The organism is Candidatus Njordibacter sp. Uisw_058 (genome assembly GCF_047730065.1).
GTDB lineage: Bacteria > Pseudomonadota > Gammaproteobacteria > Pseudomonadales > Balneatricaceae > Njordibacter.
This window is the reverse complement of the sequence record NZ_CP159829.1, coordinates 404,295-427,888: the sequence shown is the minus strand read 5'-3', so window position 1 is coordinate 427,888 and position 23,594 is coordinate 404,295. Positions and strand designations below refer to the sequence as shown.

Annotated in this window: 26 protein-coding genes; 5 read left to right on the top strand and 21 right to left on the bottom strand. The window is 45.4% G+C overall.

Annotated features, from left to right (window positions below; genetic code table 11):
* Window positions 1-11: 11 nt before the first annotated feature.
* Window positions 12-953: a bifunctional riboflavin kinase/FAD synthetase gene (gene ribF, locus ABXT59_RS02065; protein ID WP_443637374.1), complete on the bottom strand. Its 942-nt coding sequence runs from the start codon at window positions 951-953 to the stop codon at window positions 12-14.
* A 115-nt stretch (window positions 954-1,068) separates the two neighbouring features.
* Window positions 1,069-2,595 (bottom strand): murein biosynthesis integral membrane protein MurJ, encoded by a 1,527-nt coding sequence (murJ, locus tag ABXT59_RS02060; RefSeq protein ID WP_443637372.1) that lies wholly within the window; start codon window positions 2,593-2,595, stop codon window positions 1,069-1,071.
* Between the two features lie 304 nt (window positions 2,596-2,899).
* On the opposite strand from murJ, the gene rpsT reads away from it, so the two are divergent.
* Window positions 2,900-3,160 carry a 30S ribosomal protein S20 gene (rpsT, locus tag ABXT59_RS02055; RefSeq protein ID WP_443637371.1) on the top strand — a complete coding sequence of 87 codons (261 nt, stop codon included), beginning with the start codon at window positions 2,900-2,902 and terminating at the stop codon, window positions 3,158-3,160.
* A gap of 141 nt (window positions 3,161-3,301) precedes the next feature.
* Here rpsT and ABXT59_RS02050 read toward each other — a convergent pair whose 3' ends face one another.
* From ABXT59_RS02050 to rplU, 6 genes are all read right to left on the bottom strand, one after another.
* Window positions 3,302-3,853, bottom strand: coding sequence for a class II glutamine amidotransferase (locus ABXT59_RS02050; RefSeq protein WP_443637369.1), 552 nt, complete (start codon window positions 3,851-3,853; stop codon window positions 3,302-3,304).
* Between the two features lie 33 nt (window positions 3,854-3,886).
* Window positions 3,887-4,081 carry a hypothetical protein gene (locus ABXT59_RS02045; RefSeq protein WP_443637368.1) on the bottom strand — a complete coding sequence of 65 codons (195 nt, stop codon included), beginning with the start codon at window positions 4,079-4,081 and terminating at the stop codon, window positions 3,887-3,889.
* Window positions 4,082-4,210: 129 nt separating this feature from the next.
* Window positions 4,211-5,335: a glutamate 5-kinase gene (gene proB, locus ABXT59_RS02040; protein WP_443637367.1), complete on the bottom strand. Its 1,125-nt coding sequence runs from the start codon at window positions 5,333-5,335 to the stop codon at window positions 4,211-4,213.
* Window positions 5,328-6,539 (bottom strand): Obg family GTPase CgtA, encoded by a 1,212-nt coding sequence (gene cgtA / locus ABXT59_RS02035; protein ID WP_443637365.1) that lies wholly within the window; start codon window positions 6,537-6,539, stop codon window positions 5,328-5,330. The genes proB and cgtA overlap by 8 nt, the downstream gene beginning before the upstream one ends.
* A gap of 178 nt (window positions 6,540-6,717) precedes the next feature.
* Entirely contained in the window at window positions 6,718-6,984 is a 267-nt protein-coding gene (gene rpmA / locus ABXT59_RS02030; RefSeq protein ID WP_443637364.1) for a 50S ribosomal protein L27, read from the bottom strand.
* A gap of 17 nt (window positions 6,985-7,001) precedes the next feature.
* Entirely contained in the window at window positions 7,002-7,313 is a 312-nt protein-coding gene (gene rplU, locus ABXT59_RS02025; RefSeq protein WP_443637362.1) for a 50S ribosomal protein L21, read from the bottom strand.
* 329 nt (window positions 7,314-7,642) lie between these two features.
* Here rplU and ABXT59_RS02020 point away from each other — a divergent pair, with 329 nt between their 5' ends.
* From ABXT59_RS02020 to fabB, 3 genes are all read left to right on the top strand, one after another.
* Entirely contained in the window at window positions 7,643-8,611 is a 969-nt protein-coding gene (locus ABXT59_RS02020; protein WP_443637361.1) for a polyprenyl synthetase family protein, read from the top strand.
* A gap of 100 nt (window positions 8,612-8,711) precedes the next feature.
* Window positions 8,712-9,227: a bifunctional 3-hydroxydecanoyl-ACP dehydratase/trans-2-decenoyl-ACP isomerase gene (gene fabA, locus ABXT59_RS02015; protein WP_443637360.1), complete on the top strand. Its 516-nt coding sequence runs from the start codon at window positions 8,712-8,714 to the stop codon at window positions 9,225-9,227.
* Between the two features lie 54 nt (window positions 9,228-9,281).
* Complete coding sequence (gene fabB, locus ABXT59_RS02010) at window positions 9,282-10,499, top strand: beta-ketoacyl-ACP synthase I (RefSeq protein WP_443637358.1); 1,218 nt, start codon at window positions 9,282-9,284, stop codon at window positions 10,497-10,499.
* A 122-nt stretch (window positions 10,500-10,621) separates the two neighbouring features.
* On the opposite strand, the gene ABXT59_RS02005 is transcribed toward fabB, so the two are convergent.
* The 7 genes from ABXT59_RS02005 to ABXT59_RS01975 form a co-directional block, all read right to left on the bottom strand.
* Window positions 10,622-11,329, bottom strand: coding sequence for a lysophospholipid acyltransferase family protein (locus ABXT59_RS02005; protein WP_443637357.1), 708 nt, complete (start codon window positions 11,327-11,329; stop codon window positions 10,622-10,624).
* Window positions 11,330-11,333: 4 nt separating this feature from the next.
* Window positions 11,334-11,582 carry a molybdopterin converting factor subunit 1 gene (gene moaD, locus ABXT59_RS02000; RefSeq protein ID WP_443637355.1) on the bottom strand — a complete coding sequence of 83 codons (249 nt, stop codon included), beginning with the start codon at window positions 11,580-11,582 and terminating at the stop codon, window positions 11,334-11,336.
* On the bottom strand, window positions 11,579-12,076 hold the full coding sequence (gene moaC, locus ABXT59_RS01995; protein WP_443637353.1) for a cyclic pyranopterin monophosphate synthase MoaC: 498 nt from the start codon (window positions 12,074-12,076) through the stop codon (window positions 11,579-11,581). Before moaC ends, moaD begins: the two co-directional genes overlap by 4 nt.
* A 14-nt stretch (window positions 12,077-12,090) precedes the next feature.
* Complete coding sequence (locus tag ABXT59_RS01990) at window positions 12,091-13,218, bottom strand: 1-acyl-sn-glycerol-3-phosphate acyltransferase (protein WP_443637352.1); 1,128 nt, start codon at window positions 13,216-13,218, stop codon at window positions 12,091-12,093.
* A gap of 10 nt (window positions 13,219-13,228) precedes the next feature.
* Window positions 13,229-14,221: a GTP 3',8-cyclase MoaA gene (gene moaA / locus ABXT59_RS01985; protein ID WP_443638534.1), complete on the bottom strand. Its 993-nt coding sequence runs from the start codon at window positions 14,219-14,221 to the stop codon at window positions 13,229-13,231.
* A gap of 147 nt (window positions 14,222-14,368) precedes the next feature.
* Window positions 14,369-15,268 (bottom strand): dTDP-4-dehydrorhamnose reductase, encoded by a 900-nt coding sequence (gene rfbD, locus ABXT59_RS01980; RefSeq protein ID WP_443637350.1) that lies wholly within the window; start codon window positions 15,266-15,268, stop codon window positions 14,369-14,371.
* Between the two features lie 3 nt (window positions 15,269-15,271).
* Complete coding sequence (locus ABXT59_RS01975; protein ID WP_443637348.1) at window positions 15,272-16,276, bottom strand: adenosine deaminase; 1,005 nt, start codon at window positions 16,274-16,276, stop codon at window positions 15,272-15,274.
* Between the two features lie 169 nt (window positions 16,277-16,445).
* Here ABXT59_RS01975 and ABXT59_RS01970 point away from each other — a divergent pair, with 169 nt between their 5' ends.
* A complete protein-coding gene (locus ABXT59_RS01970) occupies window positions 16,446-16,841 on the top strand; it encodes a diacylglycerol kinase (protein WP_443637345.1) in 396 nt (131 codons plus the stop codon).
* An 82-nt stretch (window positions 16,842-16,923) separates the two neighbouring features.
* Here the strand turns inward: ABXT59_RS01970 and ABXT59_RS01965 are convergent, their stop codons facing one another.
* The 6 genes from ABXT59_RS01965 to bioB all read right to left on the bottom strand — a co-directional run bounded on the left by ABXT59_RS01965 (window position 16,924) and on the right by bioB (window position 23,489).
* Entirely contained in the window at window positions 16,924-18,723 is a 1,800-nt protein-coding gene (locus tag ABXT59_RS01965) for an acyl-CoA dehydrogenase C-terminal domain-containing protein (protein WP_443637343.1), read from the bottom strand.
* A gap of 203 nt (window positions 18,724-18,926) precedes the next feature.
* Window positions 18,927-19,634, bottom strand: coding sequence for a dethiobiotin synthase (bioD, locus tag ABXT59_RS01960; protein WP_443637341.1), 708 nt, complete (start codon window positions 19,632-19,634; stop codon window positions 18,927-18,929).
* Window positions 19,631-20,440: a malonyl-ACP O-methyltransferase BioC gene (gene bioC, locus ABXT59_RS01955; protein ID WP_443637340.1), complete on the bottom strand. Its 810-nt coding sequence runs from the start codon at window positions 20,438-20,440 to the stop codon at window positions 19,631-19,633. The genes bioD and bioC overlap by 4 nt, the downstream gene beginning before the upstream one ends.
* Window positions 20,440-21,225 (bottom strand): alpha/beta fold hydrolase, encoded by a 786-nt coding sequence (locus ABXT59_RS01950; RefSeq protein ID WP_443637338.1) that lies wholly within the window; start codon window positions 21,223-21,225, stop codon window positions 20,440-20,442. Before ABXT59_RS01950 ends, bioC begins: the two co-directional genes overlap by 1 nt.
* The gene (gene bioF, locus ABXT59_RS01945; protein WP_443637336.1) at window positions 21,226-22,416 is read right to left on the bottom strand and encodes an 8-amino-7-oxononanoate synthase; all 1,191 of its coding nucleotides are present in this window, start codon (window positions 22,414-22,416) and stop codon (window positions 21,226-21,228) included. It lies immediately after the preceding gene.
* Window positions 22,416-23,489: a biotin synthase BioB gene (gene bioB / locus ABXT59_RS01940; RefSeq protein WP_443638532.1), complete on the bottom strand. Its 1,074-nt coding sequence runs from the start codon at window positions 23,487-23,489 to the stop codon at window positions 22,416-22,418. Before bioB ends, bioF begins: the two co-directional genes overlap by 1 nt.
* Window positions 23,490-23,594: the final 105 nt, after the last annotated feature.

The following is a 23,594-nucleotide window of genomic DNA, read 5'->3' as shown; positions in this document are numbered from 1 at the left end:
ATAATAATCAATTAAGGGATGCTTGGTGCAGCAGCAAAGAAATCTTTAGCTGTTTGCATATCGAGTCCTATTTGGATTTGCAGTTGGGCAAGTCCATCAAATTTTTGTTCACTACGAATAAACTGGCAAATTTCCACACTGATGGTTTTACCATAAAAATCACCACTAAAATCAAATAGGTGAACTTCTAATTGGGGTTGAACCCCAGCCACTGTGGGCCGGTAACCAATATTGGCTACACTAGTAACAGGTTGGTCTAATAACCCGTGTACCAAAGTTGCGTATACACCTTGCAACGCAGGCCGCGGTTTTTGCAAGCGAATATTAGCCGTAGGCACGCCTAACTTACGGCCCAACTGTTGCCCATAAGCGACTTTGCCTGTGACCGTAAAAGGACGGCCTATAAATCGTCTTACGGCCTCTAAATCATGAACTTCCAGGGCATTACGAATGCGAGTACTGGATACACGTTCACCATCGAGTTCACAGGTTTGAGTATTTTCCACATCAAAACTGTGTTTCAAACCTTGTGCTTGCAAGAGTGCAAAGTTGCCAGTGCGGCCTTGGCCAAATCGAAAGTCATCCCCGACAACAAAGTGACTTACAGCTAATCCACTGACTAATAATTGCTGAATAAAATCATGGGCGCTCAGGCTGAGTAATTTAGTATCAAAGCGCAGGCACAGTACTTGATCAATACCATATTGCTCTAGTAAACGTAATTTTTCTCTTAATCGCGTTATTCGACGCGGTGCCTGATCCTTGGCAAAGTATTCTAATGGCTGTGGTTCAAACAAAATAACCGCTGCGGGTAAGCCTTGCAAAATAGCTTTTAGCTTGACTTGGCGCAGAACTCGTTGGTGACCGACATGGACACCATCGAAATTTCCAATGGTCGCCACACAGCCACGATGCTTTGGCTTTAGGTTGTAAAGACCACGAATAAATTCCATAAACACTCGTCAAATGTGAGGCTACAGACCTCAGCAAAAAGTAAGCCTAACATTATATACAGACCAGACTCATTTTGCGACTCAGAAAATGGCTATTAGAGGATCATCTACTTGGCTATTTTGGTCCCTGTAAATGACTCCAGCGCAGTCCCGCTAACACTAGCCCTATGGCATAAGCCAAAACACCAAGTATCACGATCATACTCAGGTACTCAACCCGCGGCCATAATCCCCATGCAAGCCATATTTGTGACGGTTGATAAGTCATATAAATAACACCCATTAAGGCTGCACTCGACAATATTATGCGTCCTAAAAACAGCCCCCATCCAGCACAAGGCTGCCATATTTTTTGTTTATATAAACCCAGACCTAGTAAAACCACATTTAACAAAGCTGACAAAGAGGTTGCCATCGCTAAACCCACGTGGGCAAATTGCCAGACCAGCAATAAGTTGAACAGCATGTTACTGGCCATAGCCCAAATACCAATGCGCACCGGCGTTTTCATATCTTGGCGTGCAAAATATCCAGGCGCTAACACTTTAATGAACATAAAAAATAACAGACCCAGGGCATAGGCGCGCAAACTTGCGGCGCTATGCAATACGTCTTGCTCACCCATAGCCCCATAATGAAACAGTGTAGCTACCAAAGGAACTGCTAAAAGCGCCAAAGCAATAGCCGCAGGTACACCAACCAGCAACACCATGCGCAAGGCCCAATCTAACGTATTACTGAATACTTGCGGCGATTTCGCGGCATGTCTTTTCGATAGGCCAGGCAAAATTACCGTGGCAATAGCGATACCAAATACACCCAGCGGCAACTCCATCAACCTATCTGAATAATATAACCAAGATACGCTACCCGTTTGTAATAATGAGGCTAGCACCGTATCAAGTAACAAATTAATTTGTGACACAGAGACACCAAACATGGCTGGCAACATCAGCTTCATCACTTGTTTCACGCGACTGTCGGTGAAGCCGAGTCGAGGGCGAACTAACAAACCTAACTGCGCCACAAAAGGCAACTGCAAAGCTAATTGCAAAATACCAGCCACCATGACACCCCAGGCCAGAGCCATGACTGGCACCCGCATTTGTGGAGCTAGCCAAAGAGCAGCAGTTATTAAACTAAGGTTAAGTAGCACAGGAGTGAGTGCGGGAATAACAAAGCGTTGAGCATGGTTTAACAAACTCCCTAAGAAACCCGTCATAGAGATCAACAATAAGTAAGGAAAAGTAATGCGCAACATGTCTGCTGTGAGACCTAGCTTATTACCATCTCCTGCAAAACCCGGTGCAAACACTAAGGCTAAAACAGGCGCAGCAACGACAGCAACGAGCGTAATCAGAGTCAATGCCATCAACAAACTGCCCGCCACCTTGCTCACCATGGCTCGCAGTAACTGTTTGTTGTCTTGTTGACTCAATTCTGCAAGCACGGGCACAAAGGCTTGGTTAAATGCACCTTCAGCAAATAATCTACGCAAGAAATTAGGGATTTTAAAGGCTACAAAAAATGCATCTGCATGAGAACCTGCACCAAATATAGTCGCAATGACCACATCACGCGCTAAACCCAAAATGCGGGATAACATCGTCATGCTGGCAACAATAAGACTAGAACCAAGCAAACCCTTTGTGTCCTTTGATAGGTTCGGCGAAGGCCTGCTGGATGGTGAAGAAGAACTCATAAATCCCTATGTATGATTAATTCCAGGCCAAAGTTACATTAATTTGGCCTGTTTACGGATGATTTAACCCATGGTAACGCAAAAACTCCAAAATGAGCTGTTATTTATAACAAAAAGACTCAATCTAAGTTGACAAGCGACGGCTAAACGGGAATAATTTCGCACCTCATAAACACCCTGCTAAAAGTTTTGTGTTAAACACTTCATTTTAAGCTTTTTATTATATTTATATAGGAGCCAGATCGTGGCCAATTCCGCTGGATCAAAGAAACGCGCTCGCCAGGCAGAAAAACGTCGCAGTCATAACGCAAGCCTGCGCTCCATGGCACGCACATACTTAAAGAAAGTTATCGCTGCTATTGAAGCTGGCGACAAAGAAGCTGCCCAAGCCGCGTATACAACTGCCGTATCTATTATGGACAAAAGTGTTTCGAAAGGCATTTTTACCATGAACAAAGCCGCTCGTCACAAAAGCCGCTTAAGTTCAAAAATCAAAGCCCTGTAAATTATTTGGGTTTATAAAAACCGGCTAAGGCCGGTTTTTTTGTGTCTGTTAGAAACAGTAAACACACCGAAAATCTTCACTACAGTTCTAAATCAAAACAAAAAACTTACATCGCTTCAGACTATAGGGCTAGGGTTTGGGCTAACTAATTTTTAACCCTAGGCCTTGAATTACCCCACCAGCGCTCACTAGCACTAAACAAGAAGGCATAATAGGGGCCCAATTATGCCTTATATTGTCTAAAGGTTCTGATGCAATGGCAATGCCGCCATTATCCAATTTCCTCGAACGATAGAGTGTTGGACTGTATGCATCTGAAGCATACCTGAGGGCAAATAAATCTGACCCATCGGCGCCAACGGCGGCAATGCGCAGGGGTTCACTAATCGACATTTTTGTGCGCATGCGTTCAAGGATGCCAATAACCTTTCCACACGCCATTTCGACCGACTTTGAAAGGCCAAATTGTAACAAAAGTAAAAATAATAGCTCTGAGTCTGTTGTCCCCTGACGAGCTTGATACAGCTCATCTGAAAGCAACGATTCTAACGAGCGTTGCATTTTATAGAAGCCACCAATTTGACCATTATGTGCAAAGTTCCAGTTTTGATAAGCGAAAGGATGGCAATTGGCGCGCATAGTGCTGCCTGTTGTGGATGCCCTCACATGGGCAATAAACAGTGGGGCTTGCACTAAGCGACAAAGGCTTAAGAGATTTTCATCAGATTAGGCTGGCAAACAATCTCGATAAAGGCCTGGTTCAGGATTTGAACCATACCACGCGATACCAAAGCCATCTCCATTGGTAGACACTTTAGATTCATAGGCGTCCTTACTTTGAAACAACAAGGAATGTTGAGGCGCTGTGACAATGTTTTCGAGGGCGATTTGAAGGCCAACGTAAGCGGCTAAACGACACATATTAAACTTGCCTCTAATTGCTAGTAGCTGCAGGAAAAAGCCCACAGTCCAGAGTATAGACCCTGATGCGGCACCTAGCTGCTGTTAGCCCTAGATTAAAACGACGACAGGCAAGTTTTGGACTGCAGTCTAAATAAGCACAAGATTATCCCGGTGAACAAGTTCAGGTTCAGCAACGTAACCCAGAGTTTGCTCAATTGAATGACTTGCCAGACCCATGATTTTGAGAGTTTCTGCAGCCGAGTAGTTTACTAGCCCACGGGCAATAGTATGACCATGAACGTCTAAAATTAGCACCATATCACCTCGAGTAAAGTCACCCTTAACCAGAGTCACACCCACAGACAATAAACTTTTACCTTGCTGAGTCAGTACCTTTGCAGCCCCCTCGTCTAAGTGTAATTCGCCCTTAGCTTTAAGGTGACCAGCAAGCCATTGTTTGCGAGCTAAAAGAGGCTGTTGGTCAGGTACAAATAAGGTTCCTAGGGACTCACCTTGACGCAAGCGCTGCAGTACATCAGCAGTGCGACCATTCGCAATAATGGTATTGGCTCCCGAACGCGCAGCTAATTTCGCCGCTTGTATTTTTGTCAGCATGCCGCCACTGCCTAGAGCACCTGCAGACCCGCTAGCCATAGCAATGAGAGCAGGGTCACCAGCTTGGACTTGGTGCAATAATTTAGCATCATCATGGTGACGAGGGTCTTTGTCGCAGAGTCCATCTTGATCAGTGAGTATAATCAACAAATCTGCTTCTACTAGATTGGCAACTAGTGCGCCTAAAGTGTCGTTGTCACCAAACCGGATTTCGTCCGTGGCCACCGTATCATTTTCATTCACCACAGGGATCACATTATGATTCACGAGGGCGCGCAAGGTACCACGGGCATTAAGATAACGCTCACGGTGGGTCAAATCGTCATGGGTCAGAAGAATCTGGGCCGTGCCCATGCCATGGCGTGAGAAGCTTTGTTCGTAACACTGCACTAACCCCATTTGCCCTACAGCTGCTGCAGCTTGAAGCTTATGAATCTCGTTTGGCCGCTGCGTCCAACCCAAACGCACCATGCCTTCAGCAATAGAACCCGAAGACACGAGCACAATCTCTACACCCTGTTGACGTAACTGAGCTAGCTGATCAACCCAGCCTGAAATAGCCTGTTTATCTAAGCCTTTACCATCGTTGGTCAACAACGCACTGCCGATTTTCACCACCCAGCGCTGGCCACTTACGGCAACTGAATGACTAGTCATAGGTGTACTCGACTTCAACGTCATAGTCGTCATCGTCATAGTCATCATCATCGAGGTCGTGGTTACCCTGCGCCGCCAAACGTTGTTGATGACGAGCAAGCTTAAATTGCTGCACCCGCTCACGCGCTTCTTGTTCTAAACGCAATTTCAATTCTTCTTCTTGCGCAGCATATTCAGGATCAGCAAGAGTGCGCTCATTGCGCTCTTCAATATAATCCATGATATCGCCCGCAAGTTTTAATGTGCCTTGCTTATTGATCGCTGCAATTTCAAAAACTGGACCTTTCCAATTTAAGGCTTTAACCACAGATTGGCAGCGTTCTTGACGCTCATCTTCTGGCACTAAATCTAACTTATTAAGCACCAGCCAGCGCTCACGATCTGCTAAGGCTGGACTAAACTTCTCTAGTTCACGAATGATTATTTGAGCTGATTGTGCTGGTGTCAAATCATCCCAAGGCGCCATATCCACTAGGTGTAACAATAAGCTTGTGCGAGATAAGTGCTTTAAGAATTGGATACCCAAACCGGCACCCTCTGCTGCACCTTCTATCAGACCCGGTATATCGGCCACCACAAAACTACGATGGCGTTGCATGCTCACCACCCCAAGGTTAGGCGTCAGTGTAGTAAAAGGATAATTGGCAACTTTTGGTTTGGCTGCAGAAACGGCACGAATAAAAGTAGATTTACCCGCGTTCGGTAAGCCTAACAAGCCGACATCAGCTAACACCTTCAGTTCAAAACGAAGGTTGCGCTTTTCTCCAGGAGAACCGTTCGATGTTTGCCGGGGTGCACGATTAACACTCGATTTAAAACGGGTATTACCGAGACCGTGAAAACCCCCTTGGGCAACTTTCACAATATCACCAGCTTCAGCTAAATCAGCCAAAACTTCATCCGTGTCACGATCAACAATAGTGGTACCCACTGGCACTGTCAGGGTCATGTCCTCACCAGAACCACCAGTGCAGTCACTACCCTTGCCTGATTCACCAGACTGAGCTTGATAACGAGGTTGAAACCGATAATCAACCAAGGTGTTCAGGGTTTCATCGGCGACGACGAAAATACTGCCACCATCGCCACCATCGCCACCATCAGGCCCACCACGAGGAATGTACTTTTCCCGGCGAAAGCTTAAGCATCCGTTACCGCCTTTACCCGCTTCCACAATGACGTTACTTTCGTCAACAAATTTCATTCATTCTCCGTGCAGTCTGGACTGCGAGATAAAGGCTCCGCGCCTTGATCAGTAATATTTAAATGGCCACTTATATACTATTTAACGGGGTGGCAAAACGCACTTCTTGAACACAAAAAAGCCCCGCTAGGCGGGGCTCTTTTTAAAGACGCCTGAGGCCTCTTCAGGATACTTAACTTTAAGCCGGTACTGCCGGTACAATAGTAACGAACTTCCGGTTTTTAGGACCTTTAACAACAAACTTAACGGTGCCAGTTACTGTAGCAAACAAGGTGTGATCTTTACCACAACCAACATTTGTACCAGCATGGAAGTGAGTACCACGCTGACGAACTAGAATATTACCCGCGTCAACAGCCTGACCGCCAAAGCGCTTCACGCCTAAGCGTTTCGACTCTGAATCGCGACCGTTGCGAGTACTACCACCTGCTTTCTTATGAGCCATGGATTATCTCCTTACGATTAGGCACTAATGCCAGTAATCTTAACTTCGGTAAACCACTGACGATGACCCATCTGCTTCATGTGGTGCTTACGACGCTTGAATTTCATGATGCGTACTTTCTTACCGCGACCGTGGGATACGATCTCTGCAGAAACCTTAGCACCTTGAACAACAGGGGCACCGATCTTAACATCTTCACCGTTAACTACTAAAAGCACACGGTCAAAGTCAACGCTTGCGCCAACTTCAATGTTGAGTTTTTCTAGCTTGAGGGTCTCGCCCTCTTCTACACGGTGCTGCTTGCCACCGCTTACAATTACTGCATACATACTCTTCTCCAATATGTGCTGATCCGGCTACTAAAAAAAGGCCTGCTGCTAATAGCATTCAAAGCCCCACACGTGGGTCTCTAAAGTGCCATATGACAGGGAGCAAGTTGGACCAGTCACAGGGGGCGTAATTTTACGCTAACTTAGAGCCATCCACAAGTCTAAAAGGACAGCATCTTAAGGCTTTTTAGTCACCGCCTTCGTAACCACAAGTCAATGTAAAAAGCGGGCCCAGTAATGCGCCTGCCGTTCGACCTTTCCTTGACACTTGAGCCTTAGCTCACTAGCATGTCGCACCTGACTCCATAATATTCGATTCCGCATCACCTATGCAGGCTAAAGATTTATACACTTCCGTAAAAGACGACTTCACTGCAGTTGATGTTGCCATAGTGGAGCACCTGCGCTCCCAAGTTCCTTTAGTGGAAAAAATTGGCCAATACATCATAGAAAGTGGTGGTAAGCGTTTGCGCCCATTGTTGGTGTTACTGGCGGCACGAGCTTGCGGCTATGAAAAAGACCAGCACATCAATCTTGCTGCAGTCGTAGAATTCATCCATACGGCCACATTACTTCATGATGATGTGGTCGATACCTCGAGTTTAAGACGTGGCAAACCCACTGCCAATAACAAGTGGGGTAATTCTTCCAGTGTATTGGTGGGAGATTTTTTGTATTCACGCGCCTTTCAGATGCTCGTCTCGATTGGCCAGCTTGATGTTATGGATACCTTATCCAACGCCACTAACATAATTGCTGAAGGTGAAGTTTTACAACTTCTAAATGCAAAAAATCCAGATGTAAGCGAATCTGATTATCTAGACGTGATTCTTGGTAAAACAGCCATGTTATTTGAGGCTGCAACTCATACGGGTGCTCAATTAGCCCATGCTAGTAATCAGCAGACAGAGGCTCTTCGACGCTTTGGCAGACACTTAGGCATTGCGTTCCAACTCATAGACGACCTTATGGATTACACTGGTGATCTAAACAGCATGGGTAAAAATGTGGGTGACGACTTAGCTGAGGGGAAACCCACTTTGCCGCTCATTCATGCGATGGCCCATGCCCAAGAGGATGAACGCAAACTCATTCGTAAAGCAATTAGGCAAGGTAACAGTGAACAGCTTGAAGAAATACAGTCTATCCTTCAACGCTGTGGTTCGTTGGATTACACCTACGCAAAGGCCACCCAAGAGACTGAAGATGCCTTAAAATGCCTGAGTGAACTGTCTGATTCGACTTACAAAAATTCCTTAGCGGATTTATGCACCCTAGCCTTAACCCGACAAAACTAATAATGCTATAATGTCAGCGTAACCTGTATTGAACCTTTGCTACTCGACTATGAGTGATCACAAAGCGACTTTCTCGAAGCTACCACACGGAAATTTAATCATGAGCAGACCTTCTTCCTTCAATCGTGACGAGTTATTGTCCTGTGGTAATGGTGACATGTTTGGTCTAGGCAATGCCCGCCTCCCCGTTGGAAATATGCTTATGATGGATCGTATTACTCACATTTCTGAAACTGGTGGCAGCAATGACAAGGGGCAAATCATAGCTGAATTAGACATCCATCCAGACCTGTGGTTTTTTGATTGCCATTTCCCAACAGACCCAGTAATGCCAGGTTGCTTGGGCTTAGACGCCATGTGGCAAATTGTTGGCTTTTACCTTGGCTGGAAAGGTAATAAGGGCCGTGGACGGGCTTTAGGCTGTGGTGAAGTTAAGTTTTTTGGGCAAGTCCTTCCCACGGCTAAAAAAGTAACCTACACCATCGATATTACTCGCTACATTGAGCGTAAATTAGTCATGGGTATCGCCAATGCGAGTATGGAAGTCGATGGCCGAGAGATATACACAGCTAAAGATCTGCGCGTAGGTTTATTTACTAGCACGGATGATTTTTAAGATATTGATGATGCCTTGGGTTCATTATTTAACTGCACATTGACGAGGTCTATTATGCGACGTGTTGTCGTTACCGGATTAGGAATTGTATCTTGCATTGGTCACAATCAAGATGAAGTTTTAGCATCTCTCAGAATAGGCAAATCAGGCATTAGTTTTCAGCCTGAATACCAAGAGATGGGCTTTAAGAGCCATATTGCGGGCAGTGTTGATATTGACTTTGCTAGCTTAATTGACCGCAAGTTACTACGCTTTATGGGTGATGCCGCGGCGTACGCCTACTTATCGATGCAGCAAGCGATTGCTGACGCGGGCCTAACAGAAGAGCAGGTCTCTAACCCACGGACAGGATTGATTGCAGGCTCAGGTGGAGCGTCTACTGCCAATGTTTTAGAGGCTGCTGATGGTATGCGTGACAAAGGTTTGCGGCGAGTAGGCCCATACCGTGTTACCCGCACCATGGCGAGCACTGTATCCGCCTGCTTGGCAACTCCATTTAAGATAAAGGGATGCAACTACTCCATTACTTCTGCCTGTTCCACCAGCGCCCACTGTATCGGTAACGCTATGGAACAGATCCAACTCAATAAACAAGATGTCGTTTTTGCAGGTGGTGGTGAAGAGCTGCACTGGAGTCAAAGCGTGTTGTTTGATGCTATGGGAGCTTTATCTAGTAAGTACAACGAAACACCCACTCGAGCTTCTCGCGCTTATGATGCCAACCGTGATGGTTTTGTCATTTCTGGTGGTGGTGGCATGTTAGTTTTAGAAGAACTAGAGCATGCAAGGGCTAGGGGTGCAAAAATCTATGCTGAGCTCGTTGGCTACGGCGCCACCTCAGATGGTTATGACATGGTCTCGCCGTCTGGAGAAGGCGCAATGCGCTGCATGCAACAAGCTATGAGTACCACAGATAAGACGATTGACTACATTAATGCCCACGGTACCAGCACCCCTGCAGGTGACATTCAGGAACTTAAAGCGGTGAAGTCAGTATTTGCTGATCAGTGTCCACCAATCACTTCAACCAAGTCATTGACAGGCCATTCGTTGGGGGCTGCAGGCGTGCAAGAGGCGATTTATAGCCTTTTAATGCAAGCTAACAGCTTTATTGCAGCCTCTGCGAACATAGATAATTTGGACGAAGGGGCAGACGGTATGCCCGTGATAACCGAAAAACAAAACGATGTAGAATTAACCACGGTCATGTCTAATAGTTTCGGTTTTGGCGGCACTAACGCCAGCTTAGTGTTTACCAAATATGTTGCTTAACTATTTTACCTTGTAAACTGGCTTTGTAATAACGGATAGGATACCTGAGGCGCGTGAGATGCCTGAGATGCGCTACTAGTCAAATTAGTGCGAGGGCATTGCTGTAAAGCAATGCCATAAGTCTACGAAATTTGGGCTAAGTTCTCTGTCATCCAGTCTACCATTTGGGCATGCATCTGCTTAGTCGATACATCAGCACTAATAGGCTGGCCAATTCTTACATTCACTTTGCCCGCGTGCTTGATCCATTTATGGGGCGGCGATAAACGCCCACTATTTTGTACGATGGGTAATATTGGCACCCCCGCTTGATGGGCCAGCATGGCAGCGCCTTTGGTACAGGGGCCTAAAGAGCCTGGTGGCCGGCGAGTGCCTTCAGGAAATATCACTACAGAAATACCCGCATTCAAACGTTCACACCCCTGCTGAGATAGCTGTTTCAATGCATTAGTTTTACGTTTACGATCTATGGCAATAGGGTTAAGCATAGCTAGGGCCCAGCCAAAAAATGGAATGTATAATAATTCTCGCTTGAGCACTGTACTCACGGGCAAGCCCATAGTGAGTAGGTAAAATGTTTCCCAGTCGCCTTGGTGATTGCAAGCCACGACTAAGGGTTGATTTTTAGGGATATTGTGCAAGCCTGTTATTTCAAAACTTACCCCACACGTTATTTTCATCCATTGCAGCACTGTGCGATTGCAATAGCTAACAAATTTAAATCTAAGGCGGCGCTTAACGATCGGCGAAGTCATCACTAATAACATTGAAGCCACAATTGAAATGACTCCCAACCCCAAATAAAATAATACAGCTCTAAAAGTTAGCATAAGCTTAGCCTCCCGTCACAGGTGGAAAAAACGCCACTTCTGCAGCCCTCGAGACTAAAGTGTCAGCCTTAGCCATCACCTGATCTACAGCGACTAGCACGGTTTCGTTATGCAGAGCACTGGCCCACTGAGGGTGGGCTTGTATGATATTCTCAACTAGCTGTGACACATTTACTTCGTGCTCTATAGAGATCTCTATACCAGCAACACCTAACTGATCTTTGAGTTGTCCAAAAAATAGAACTTTGATCATGCATGACCTGCTGGAGTTTGATCAGCTTGCCAATGACCACTTTTACCACCTTGTTTTTCCATCACTCTCAAGCCATTAATAGTCATACCACGATCGACAGCTTTGCACATATCATAGAGGGTTAGGGCGGCCACAGAAGCGGCACACAATGCCTCCATTTCTACACCCGTGCGGCCATTGAGTTTGCATATGGTTCTGATCCGCACACGATTGAGTTCCACTTCTGGAATCAAGTCAACACCAACCTTAGTTAGCATAAGCGGATGGCACAGGGGGATTAAGTCACTGCACTTTTTTGCTGCTTGGATCCCTGCTATGCGGGCCACAGCTAAAACATCACCTTTTTTATGTTTGCCTTGGGTGATCAACGCTAAAGTCTCTGGCATCATTTCCACAAAGGCTTCAGCATGGGCAACTCGGGTCGTGATGTCTTTTTCAGAAACATCGACCATGTGCGCATGACCTTGGCTGTCTAAGTGAGTCAAGTTTGACATAACGTGGGTTACCCTTAGCCTACAACTGCGGCATTAAATTGTTGTTGGCGCATTACTGGGTTTGCATACATGGCCAATGCATAATCTTGCTGTTTAAGCGTAAGGTCTGCAAACCGCTGCCGCAAGGCATCACTAGCAGGATGAGCCTGTCCCGCACTCATCGCATAAGCTGCCATATTAGTCCCATGCAATCGATAGTTTAGGGCGATACTTGTATCAATGGCGCAGGCAATTTCTTCTGGCGTATTAAACTGCCCAGCCAACGGCTCTCCAAAAGCAACATGCACTTTGCCTTTATGGCCAACGATGCCTTTAACGATACTCTTCATGTCTTCAAATTGAGCCTTAACATATTCACCACTGCTGGCTACAGCCTCTAATTCACAAGCTTTAGCTTGGTCACAGGGGTCAAACTCATAAGCAATAGACACAGGAACTATATGCAAACTATTAATATAGTCAGCATAACTTTGACCTGATTTCTTTTTACTCATGTAAAGCATTTTCATCACCGCCACATCTGTGGCATCGATCCCATCTTTAGCACGGCCTTCGCGCTGTGCTATCCATATGTTGTTACCCGTGTGGACCGACTGATCAATATAGCTCGATAGGTCCATATAGGCTTTCATTTTTTCCCGTAACCCAATGGCAGATCGTTTAACCACAAAGCTTTTATTTAAGCGCATAATGTCGCTGACATAAGGTTTTTGTAACAGGTTGTCCCCAATCGCCACGCGCGCAGTGCCGAGACCCTGCTGATCCAAACCATAACTCACTAATGCAGGGTCCATGGTAATATCACGATGGTTGGAGATAAATAAATAACCTGTGTCTAGGTTGAGTTTATCAAGACCACTATAGGTGAGTTCAGAGACCGTGCGCTTGAGCATTTTCCCCATATACTTGGCAATCATCTTTTGCCATGAGGCAACGTCTGTGACATGTTTAAACTCTCGTTTGAGTGCCCATTGGATCAGCGGATTTATTAAGGGGCCCAAAACAGACTTCAAACGGGGAAACTTATAGCGCCCCAGCACGTCCAACAGTTCTTTGTTAGTTACCAGTTCATCAATAACAGGCCTAACCTCTTCATCATTATAAGGTCTGATATCATGAAATGGATCAATTTTACTGGTCATATTATTCTTGTTATCCGCCAGTGGCGTTCATAAATCGGAGAATTTGCGGTTTCTCATGCAAATCAAAATAGTGTTTTTCTGGCTTCAACGCCATCGCTGCAATAATAGCTTGTTTTAGTGATTCTATCTGGCCAGGCTGGCTCCGAAGTATAGGCATCAAATCAACACTATGTTCGTTACCTAAACAGAGCAGTAACCGCCCTTCGACAGTCACCCTTACCCGATTGCAATCACCACAAAAATTATGACTATGAGGAGAGATAAATCCAACCCGAGTGCCATGATTAAGCATACTGTAGTAGCGTGATGGTCCTGCTGTCTTTTGAGGATTGTAGGTTAATGGATAGCGCTGCTCAATAATTTCACGCACTTCGTCGCTGGAGCAATAAGTAACAGCACGATCATGACTTTCGATGGTGCCTAGTGGCATTTCTTCAATAAAAGCAATATCAATGCCTTTATCTCGAGCAAACTCTACTAAATCCAGCACTTCATCATCATTACTACCTCGCATCACCACTGCATTGAGCTTTATACGCTCAAATCCGGCTTCAATGGCTGCATTAATACCTTGCAAGACTTGGGGCAGTTTTCCAGTTCGGGTCATCGCTTTGAACTTAGCTTCATCTAAAGAGTCTAGACTGACATTGAGGCGCTTTACCCCCGCCTTTTTTAAGGCTTGGGCATGGCGCACTAACTGCGAACCATTAGTGGTGATAAGCAGTTCATCTAGCCCTTCAAGACGGCCTATATGATGTAAATTATCCACTAAACCCCTGCGGACCAGAGGCTCACCTCCAGTGAGCCGAATACGGTTTACTCCCAACTCGACAAACGCTCGCGCAACTAGTTGAATCTCTTCAATACTCATAATGCTTTCGCGGGGCAAAAAAGTCATCTCTTCTGCCATGCAATAAACACAACGAAAGTCACAGCGATCAGTCACGGAAATACGCACATAATTTACTTGGCGTCCAAAATCATCGATTAATTGATGCTGCATAAGATCACTCGTAGCCACATTGAATGGCCCCTTCAAATTAAATTACGGGTTAGTATACCTGCCCTTGCCCTTCTCTTCTAACTTCGCGCCCTGTCTTTTTTAATCGCAGTTAATTTAAGTCCCAATCACTACCTATTTACTCGATTATTAGATCACGTGTTTGCCTTTAAACACTTGATCTATTACCTTAACCAGACCGGAGCGCCAGGGCCTTTGACGTATCCCAAAGGTCGTCTGTATTTTACTGCAATCAAGCACACTATAGGCTGGTCGAGGTGCGGCAGCTGGCCATTCAAGACTAGTCACAGCATCAATAGCTTCAGCCTCGGTGACACCATGTTTTTTTGCTGCAGCAAGTATAGCTTCTGCAAAACCTTTCCAACTCGTCACTTCAGCACCGCTATAATGATAAGTGCCCCATACATCAATGTCACACTCTAACTGTTTAATTATTGCAATAAGCACTCGTGCCACATCGTTGGCATAGGTAGGGCAACCATACTGGTCAGAAACGGCCTTAACCTGATGATGCTCTTGCAGTTGTTTTAAAGTTCTGAGAACGAAATTATTACCTTGAGCACTGAAAATCCAGCCCACGCGTAAGATAATATGGTGAGGGCAGTATTGCCTTATGGTCTGCTCTGCTGCCAACTTAGCCACTCCGAAACGATTTACTGGTGCAGCAAAAGAGTCCTCTTTATATGGCACCTTTTGCTCACCATCAAACACATAATCAGTTGACAAGTGTAATAATGGCAGAGCTAACTCATGACAAGCCTGTGCTAAAACCATGGCCACATCATGATTAGAAACATAGCTTTTTTGGGCATTGTCTTCAGCTAAATCTACCACAGAGTAGCTTGCTGTATTCACCACATAACTGGGTTTGAAGCTTACAATAGCGGCCTTAATAGACTCCAATTGCAAACTGTTGAGTATACTGTCGTCAAACCATACGGCAGACACCCCAGCACTCAAAGCTCTGGCACAAAGAGCTGATCTAACTTGGCTAGATACGCCCGTGACCAAAATTTTAATATTACTCATCACCTATTGTTTGTCCAAATACACTTGCAGTTGCTGTTGGAGTTCATACTTGCGCTGCGCATTACAAAAGCTAGCATCAATCGCGTTAGAGGTAAATTTAGCCAGCTGCTCATAAGTCAGTGGGTGGGCGTTAGCTAGAGCATTAAAGTTGTCGTTCATATAACCACCAAAGTAAGCAGGATCGTCGGAATTGACACCCACGCTGACACCCTTGTACAATAAATCAACAATATTGTGCTGCTCCATAGATGCAAAAACTTTCAGTTTAGTATTTGATAGTGGACACACGGTTAAATGGATTTGTTCATCAATGAGTCTAGTTACTAATTGAGGGTCATCAACACAGCGCACACCATGGTCAATGCGACTCACTTGGAGGATATCCAAAGCGTCTATGATGTTGCTCGAAGGACCTTCTTCGCCAGCATGTGCTACAGTGAGATAACCCTGTTGACGGGCAGTGGCGAACACCCTAGCAAACTTTTCAGGAGGGTGTCCTAATTCTGAGGAATCTAGACCCACAGCAACAATTTGCTGTTTCCATGCTTGAGCTTGGTTTAACGTATCAAAAGCACTTGCTTCATCTAAATGGCGCAAAAAACACAGGATTAGCTGACTACTAATACCTAGTTCAATCTCTGCTGCAGCCAATGCCCCACAGATACCTTTCATTACTAGGTCGAAATCTACACCCCGACTAGTGTGAGTTTGTGGGTCAAAAAATAACTCTGCATGCAGCACATTATCTGTCTTACAGCGCAGCATATAAGCCCAAGTTAAGTCATAGAAATCCCTCTCTGTGATAAGTACCTGCGCGCCCTGATAATAAATATCCAAAAAAGACTGCAGGTTTGAAAAATCATACGCCGCACGAACTTCATCTGGACTAGCATATGGAATATCGATGTTATTGCGTTTAGCTAGCTGAAACATCAGTTCTGGTTCTAAGCTACCCTCAATGTGCAAGTGCAGCTCAACTTTTGGCAAACCAGCAATAAATTGATACAAAATAAGATCCCAATTAGGCAGTTTTAATATTCGCCAATTCTAACATTATTTATTACCTGCAAGGACTTTCACAAAATATAAGGCTACTTTTCAGTTTTATATTTGTTAGTTAAACTAATGGTGGCGAATATGCGTCTCAAACACAATTAACTAGTATAAGAAGTCACCTATGAGTTCAAAAAAACCCGATCCAAGGCACTATCCTAAAAATGGTGGCTGGAACAGAATGTATACGGCCACTGTATTTTCGCTTAAAGGCATGGCTTATTGTTTTAAACATGAAGCAGGTATGCGGGAATACACAGTTATTTTTTTGTTCAGTGTTCCTTGCGCCATTCACCTAGGTGAATCCCCAGTAGAACGCATTCTTATGCTCGGTGCTGGCTTGTTAGTTATTTTAATGGAGTTGCTTAACTCTGCCGTCGAGGCTACGTTAGATCGGATAGGTACAGAACACCACGACCTTGCAGGTGCCGCTAAGGATATGGGTTCAGCTGCCGTATTTGTAGCTGTGCTATTTTTTGTCTATGTTTGGGCCGAATTTATTTACCGTAGCTTTAGCTAGTAGATCAGTGTGAGCATGAAAATGGCCTGATACACGCGAGTTCTCACAGACCAGTTGTCACAGACCGGGTGTCACGTCTAAATTAAAACCTAAAGTGTTCTTCATGTAAGCCTTGCAAGGTATCAGCACCTGCTAACATCGCACTGGCATGAGCTTGTGTTCGAGGTAATAGGCGGGCAAAAAAGAAACGGGCCGTAAATAACTTCGCCTCATAGAAATCCGTTTCGGAGGTGTCCCCTGCTAGCGCGTTTTGTGCGACCTTGGCAGCTCTGGCATAAAAATATGCATGGGTCACATATCCTGCGTACATTAAGTAATCTACCGAAGCTGCGCCTACCTCATTGCGATCTTTCATGGCCGCCATTCCCAGTTTTACTGTGAGATCACCCCACTCCTTGTTGGCTACTGCGAGGGGTTTGATAAACTCAGCCATAGCTTCATTCTCAATTTCAGCTTGGCAGAATAAATGGATTTTTTTAGTAAATAGTTTGAGACTTGCACCCTGTGTCATGAGCACTTTGCGCCCTAATAGATCAAGTGCTTGGATACCTGTGGTGCCTTCATAAATAGTAGAAATTCTCGCGTCTCGGACAATTTGTTCCATGCCATACTCACGAATATAACCATGGCCACCAAAGCACTGCATGCCCAAATTGGCAGACTCTACCCCTGTTTCAGTCATAAATGCCTTGGCTATCGGGGTTAGTAAAGACAGCAATACCTCAGCATCTTTGGCGTCGTCACTGTCACTATTGCGGGTAATTGTGTCATTTAATTGGGCCAAATAATAAACTAACATGCGGCCACCTTCGGCAAAAGACTTTGCAGTAAGTAGCATTCTCCTTACGTCAGGATGCACAATAATCGGGTCTGCAGGCTTTTCTGGGGCGACTGGGCCAGCAAGAGAACGCATTTGCAACCTCTCCTTGGCATATTCTAAAGCGCCCTGAAATGCACCCTCTGCTGCACACAGACCTTGCACTGCTGTGCCGATACGAGCCGTATTCATAAATGTGAACATGCAATTTAAGCCCTTATTTGCCGGGCCAATAAGATAACCTTTGGCACCATCAAAGTTCATCACACAAGTTGCATTTCCATGTATACCCATTTTTTGTTCCAAAGAACCACACTTGACTTGGTTGCGCTCTCCAAGGCTGCCGTCTGCTTTTATACAAAACTTAGGCACAATGAACAACGAAATCCCTTTGGTACCAGCAGGCGCATCAGGTAAGCGGGCAAGTACAATGTGCACAATGTTATCCACCATATCGTGCTCACCTGCAGAAATAAAAATTTTTGTACCAGTGATGTGATAACACCCGTCTGCTTGTGGCTCTGCCTTAGTTCTTAGCAAGCCTAGGTCTGTGCCACAATGGGATTCAGTTAAACACATCGTACCCGTCCAACGCCCTTCTACTAGGGGTAATAGATAGCACTGCTTTTGTTCTTCAGTACCATGAGTCTCTATCGTGTTCATGGCCCCATGACTTAAACCTGAGTACATGCTCCACGACCAATTAGAGGTGCCATTTAATTCACTAACCATAGTGCCCAGTGACTCTGGCAAGCCTTGTCCACCAAGATCTGGACTATGTGAGAGAGATGGCCAACCCCCTTCTACGAATTGTGCATAAGCTTCTTTAAAGCCTGCAGGCGTTGTTACAACACCGTTGTTCCACTGACATCCTTGAGCATCACCCGAAGCGTTGATTGGAGCAAGCACATTTTCAGAGAACTTTGATGCCTCCTCAAGAATTGCATCTATCATGGGTGCATCCATGTCTTCACCACCAGGCACAGACTTATAATGATCAGCCATGGCTAATACTTCGTGCATTACAAATTGAATGTCACGTTGGGGAGCTTGGTAGTTAGGCATGTTGACTCCTAAGTTATATGCAATCAAACTTCTATTTTTCAAACAGTTGTTTGAAAAATACTCTGTTTCATAGCCTAAGGTCAATTGTGAGACTTTACAGTCATCAAATGGGGATATAAAAAAGCTAACTGCTTGTATTGAGTTAGCAGGTTAATGCCGTGAGTTGCCCGCCAAACAATTAAATTAGATCGCTGCCATCCACATTAGTTAACCAGCGTATCAAGATCTAAATAGGTCTGACAAGCGTCAACCCTTGCCGCAGGGGTGCCTATGCCAGTCAGGTGTGGTACCAAGCCTATCATGGGGGCCTTGATACGGCTTTGTAAAGTAGCAATATTAGCCTCCAACTCAGCCATCTCTGGATCAACACAGTTAGCAACCCAGCCAGCAAGTTTTAAGCCGTCTTTGGTAATCGCCTCGACTGTTAATAATGCGTGATTGATACAGCCTAAGCGTATGCCAACGACCAATATGACAGGCATAGATAGAGATATCGCCAAATCTGCTAAAGTTTCACGCTCGTTCACGGGCACACGCCAACCACCCGCTCCTTCGACCAGTGTGAGGTTGGCCCCTTGCATTAGGACGCCACTAGTGAAGCCTGAAAGACGATCCACCTGCATGCGCTGGCCTAACTTTTGAGCAGCAATATGGGGCGCAATAGGCTCCAAAAAGGCGATTGGGTTCACCTGTTCGTAATGCAAAGGCACGGTACACTGGGCCAGTAATTGATCTGCATCATCATTTCTTAAGCCATCTTCAGTTTCAATGCACCCAGCAGCCACAGGCTTAACAGCAGCTGTGGTTAACCCACGGCTGCGAGCTTGGGCTAACAACGCACAAGCGACCAAGGTTTTACCAACATCAGTGTCTGTGCCTGCTATAAAATAGCGTTGTTTTAAGCGCTTCATTTATGTACCTTAGCCTTGATGTAATAAATTTCATAAGTCACTGGTAATTGGGCCTCATCATCACGCAAGTGTTCATAGGCCTCTACCATCTTACGAAAGCGTCCTATGCCCATTAAACCTTGGGATGCTTGAGCGTTCTGGTTGCTGGCACCAAGTTGTTTTAAATCTCTTGTCAGTTGATGCACAGTCAGGTATTTGAGTTCAACAGGCTCACACTCAATAGTTACATCTGCAAACTGCTTTTCAAGCAGATTGCGCAGGGTTTCCAAAGGCACAAAGTCATTAACGTGCTGATAGTTATCGACTTGAGCCCAAGCCCACTTTAACTGGTGTAAGGTTTGTGGGCCAAGAGTCGCACAATGAAAAACTCCACCATCAGCTAGGCATTGAGCCACTCCAGCAAACACAGCATCAAGATCTTTGCACCATTGGATGGATAAAGAAGAAACAACTAAATCGAAGCGCGTGACGTTATCGGCCAAAGCATGGGGTAAGTTTTGTGCATCACCTAATTGCCAATTCAGTTTTTTATCAGAGTGACATAATTGGGCATAATCTATCATACCCTGAGCAATATCTAATCCTATTACTGAAGTCACGGCCTCAAGTGCTGCCAACTGGGCACTGACATAACCCGTTCCACTGCCAATGTCTAACACCTTACCTTGGTGGACTAGTGGACCTTTTTTCAATAGCTGGTCAGCAGCGATGCGTTGCAACCCTGCAACATCATCATAGGTATGTGCGGCTTGACTGAAAGCCTGAGCGACTTTATCAACATCAGGTAATAAATTTAGATCAGGCATCAACAAGGCACCTCAAGCCGCAGGAATCTGGCCATATTTGCCCCTACTCCCTGTGTCTCCAAAAAGTAGGCATGTCCACCTGATACAGCATGTATCTGCACATTATTAGGCAGTTTTAATTCTCTAACCCATGCATTGGGTACTAACTCATCAGCATCAGCTAGCTCAAGGAAACAAGGCTGAGATAACTGACAAAGATGGTCTCGCTCATCTAATTCGTATAGTAGTTTAAGACCTAGTATTTTTTGACGTTTTGGCAGCATCAGGTTCACCAAGTGAACCCCCAATGGCTTGGGTTTCCCTGCACCTTGGGCCTGCAACATAGCAAATCGACGCAAAGTCTTTTCTGCTAGGGCCTGATATCCTTGGTCAAACTGGAGCAGAAGTTTAGGCAACATTGCTTTAGGCCAGTCATTACTACTAATAAATTTAGGATTGACAGCCATTAATATAAGTCTCTGTATACGACTATCGTTATGTGCCATGCGAATGGCAATTTGCCCACCTAGTGACCATCCCATTAAATCATAACGTTGAGGCAGTCGGGCCTTAGTAACCCGTATCCATTCATCCAGTTGATTGATACTATCGTGCTGGATCAGCTCTGAGGGATCTTGCCCATGACCCGGCAAATCTAACACAATTAGCTCATAATCGACTCTCAGTTGTTGCAACATTTCTTGCGGCCAGCATGTGTTGTCATAACCCCAGCCATGGAGCAAAACTAGAGTTCGTTTGTGGCTCTTTGGATTAGCGCCTGCGCTCTTGGGACAGTTTAGGCACATTTAATCATCTACCACAGCCAATAAACCCTGATGCTGTAACTTTGACAGAGCGGCTAATAATTGCTGCAGGTGGTTTTCTGTATGCGCGGCAGACAAGGTAATGCGCAGACGAGCAGTATTCTTAGGCACTGTTGGTGGACGAATAGCCGTGACCAAAAAGCCCATCTCTTTAAGCGACTCACTTAACCTTAGTGCCACCTCAGATGAACCTATTAATAGGGGCTGAATTGCCGTATCACTTGGCATCAATGGCAATTTCAAGTGCTCAGCCTGCTGTTTAAATAACCTAATCAGATGGTTTAGGTGTTGCTGCCGCCAAACCTCGTGCTGCAGCAGGTTGACTGCAGCAAGGCTGGCGGCAGCTATGGCAGGGGGCAAGGCTGTAGTATAAATATAATTACGAGAAAATTGGATTAGAGTTTCAATCAATACATCGCTACCTGCGACAAAAGCACCATAACTCCCCAAGGCCTTGCCCAAAGTTGCCATGTAAATAGGACAGTCATCAGTGGTTAACCCCTGAGCTAAGGCACTGCCCCCACCATCCCGCCCAAGCACTCCAAAACCATGGGCATCGTCAATCATCAACCATGCTTGCTGAGCATGGCAAAGCTGACTTAGGGGTTTTAGCAGTGCAGTGTCGCCATCCATGCTAAACACAGCATCCGTAGCCACTAAATGACGTCTAGCTTGGGTCTTGTCTAACTGTCGTTGCAAATCAGACAGATCCTGATGACGATAGCGCTGGAATTTGGCCGCGCTCAAAAGCCCACCATCTAGCAATGAGGCATGATTCAATCGATCTTGATAAACCGCATCTTGGCGGTCTAATAAGCTGCTCAGGACTCCCATGTTAGCCATATAACCACTAGAGAATAGCAATGCTCTGGGCCGCTGAGTCAGCTTCGCTAAGGCTTCTTCTAACTCGTGGTGAACGCCCGTATGACCGGCTACCAAATGAGAGGCACCACTTCCTAGGCCATAATCAACACACGCATTTTGCGCAGCCCTAATCAGTGCAGGATGGTTGGCTAAACCTAAATAGTCGTTGCTACAAAAGGCCAATAATGTTTGGCCATTTATTTTTAGTTGCGGCCTCTGTGGCCCATCATGCGAATTACGTTTACGATAAAGGTGGTCAAGTTGTCGCTGATTAAGTTCTGCGCTCAGAGCATGATCTAAGTTTTGCATTAGAGACTAGCATCAACAAACATATGCTCCATCTTAGTACTCTCCATGGCCTGTTCGATGGCACCACGATGAGCTTCATCTGAAACATCTTGACGTTTTTCTGGGCGTATGCCCAGCTTTTCAAACAATGCTCTATCTTTTTCTGCTGCAGGATTTTCCGTAGTAAGTAAGCGCTCACCATAGAAGATTGAATTAGCTCCAGCAAAAAAGCACATAGCCTGCATCTGTTCATTCATTTGTTCTCTACCCGCAGATAATCGAACATGGGATTTTGGCATGAGGATGCGGGCCACTGCGATAGTGCGTATAAAGTCAAAAGGCTCTAGATCTTCAACTTGATCAAGGGGAGTACCCTCAACTTTGACTAGCATATTTATTGGCACACTTTCGGGATGCTGCGGCATATTAGCTAATTGCTGTAACAAGCCTACACGGTCTCGTAAGTTTTCACCCATCCCCACAATACCTCCAGCACAGACTTTCATGCCCGCTTCGCGGACGTTAGTGAGTGTATTTAAACGGTCTTGGTAGGTACGGGTGGTAATAATGGAACCATAAAATTCAGGTGAAGTGTCTAAGTTATGGTTATAGTAGTCTAGGCCGGCGGCAGCCAGTTTTTCAGCTTGTTCGGGCGCCAACATACCCAAGGTCATACAAGTTTCAAGGCCCATGGCCTTGACTTCTTTGACCATCTCTAAAACATAAGGCATGTCTTTAGCCCGCGGGTTTTTCCATGCTGCACCCATACAGAAGCGACTGGCACCCGCGGCTTTTGCTGCCACAGCTTCTTCAATGACTTCTTTCACCTTCATCAGGCGTTCAACTTCTAGGCCAGTGTCATTATGAACACTCTGGGGGCAGTATTTACAGTCTTCAGGGCAAGCACCTGTTTTGATCGATAGTAAAGTGCTCACCTGAACCTCATTGGGATCAAAGTGGTCTCTATGAATCGTTTGAGCTTTAAAGAGAAGGTCATTCAATGGCAAACTGAAAAGCAGGGTAATTTCATCGACTCCCCAGTTATGACGACGGTGATTATGTAGATCTGGGCTAAACTTGATATCAGTGTTCATGGAAGAGGTCACGGTGGCAGTTGTCATAGCTGGTCCAGCTTTTGGAGTTCAGCAAGCATCTTAAAAGCTCGGCATTTTTAGTCAACCAATTAACTTGAGGGGGTT

Bases quoted from the DNA above. Each gene is read 5' to 3' on its own strand.
- ribF (WP_443637374.1), bottom strand. From the start codon at position 953: ATGGAATTTATTCGTGGTCTTTACAACCTAAAGCCAAAGCATCGTGGC.
- ABXT59_RS02045 (WP_443637368.1), bottom strand. From the start codon at position 4,081: ATGTGTCGTTTAGCCGCTTACGTTGGCCTTCAAATCGCCCTCGAAAAC.
- proB (WP_443637367.1), bottom strand. From the start codon at position 5,335: ATGACTAGTCATTCAGTTGCCGTAAGTGGCCAGCGCTGGGTGGTGAAA.
- cgtA (WP_443637365.1), bottom strand. From the start codon at position 6,539: ATGAAATTTGTTGACGAAAGTAACGTCATTGTGGAAGCGGGTAAAGGC.
- rpmA (WP_443637364.1), bottom strand. From the start codon at position 6,984: ATGGCTCATAAGAAAGCAGGTGGTAGTACTCGCAACGGTCGCGATTCA.
- rplU (WP_443637362.1), bottom strand. From the start codon at position 7,313: ATGTATGCAGTAATTGTAAGCGGTGGCAAGCAGCACCGTGTAGAAGAG.
- ABXT59_RS02020 (WP_443637361.1), top strand. From the start codon at position 7,643: ATGCAGGCTAAAGATTTATACACTTCCGTAAAAGACGACTTCACTGCA.
- fabA (WP_443637360.1), top strand. From the start codon at position 8,712: ATGAGCAGACCTTCTTCCTTCAATCGTGACGAGTTATTGTCCTGTGGT.
- fabB (WP_443637358.1), top strand. From the start codon at position 9,282: ATGCGACGTGTTGTCGTTACCGGATTAGGAATTGTATCTTGCATTGGT.
- ABXT59_RS02005 (WP_443637357.1), bottom strand. From the start codon at position 11,329: ATGCTAACTTTTAGAGCTGTATTATTTTATTTGGGGTTGGGAGTCATT.
- moaD (WP_443637355.1), bottom strand. From the start codon at position 11,582: ATGATCAAAGTTCTATTTTTTGGACAACTCAAAGATCAGTTAGGTGTT.
- moaC (WP_443637353.1), bottom strand. From the start codon at position 12,076: ATGTCAAACTTGACTCACTTAGACAGCCAAGGTCATGCGCACATGGTC.
- ABXT59_RS01990 (WP_443637352.1), bottom strand. From the start codon at position 13,218: ATGACCAGTAAAATTGATCCATTTCATGATATCAGACCTTATAATGAT.
- moaA (WP_443638534.1), bottom strand. From the start codon at position 14,221: ATGCAGCATCAATTAATCGATGATTTTGGACGCCAAGTAAATTATGTG.
- rfbD (WP_443637350.1), bottom strand. From the start codon at position 15,268: ATGAGTAATATTAAAATTTTGGTCACGGGCGTATCTAGCCAAGTTAGA.
- ABXT59_RS01970 (WP_443637345.1), top strand. From the start codon at position 16,446: ATGAGTTCAAAAAAACCCGATCCAAGGCACTATCCTAAAAATGGTGGC.
- ABXT59_RS01965 (WP_443637343.1), bottom strand. From the start codon at position 18,723: ATGCCTAACTACCAAGCTCCCCAACGTGACATTCAATTTGTAATGCAC.
- bioD (WP_443637341.1), bottom strand. From the start codon at position 19,634: ATGAAGCGCTTAAAACAACGCTATTTTATAGCAGGCACAGACACTGAT.
- bioC (WP_443637340.1), bottom strand. From the start codon at position 20,440: ATGCCTGATCTAAATTTATTACCTGATGTTGATAAAGTCGCTCAGGCT.
- ABXT59_RS01950 (WP_443637338.1), bottom strand. From the start codon at position 21,225: ATGTGCCTAAACTGTCCCAAGAGCGCAGGCGCTAATCCAAAGAGCCAC.
- bioF (WP_443637336.1), bottom strand. From the start codon at position 22,416: ATGCAAAACTTAGATCATGCTCTGAGCGCAGAACTTAATCAGCGACAA.
- bioB (WP_443638532.1), bottom strand. From the start codon at position 23,489: ATGAACACTGATATCAAGTTTAGCCCAGATCTACATAATCACCGTCGT.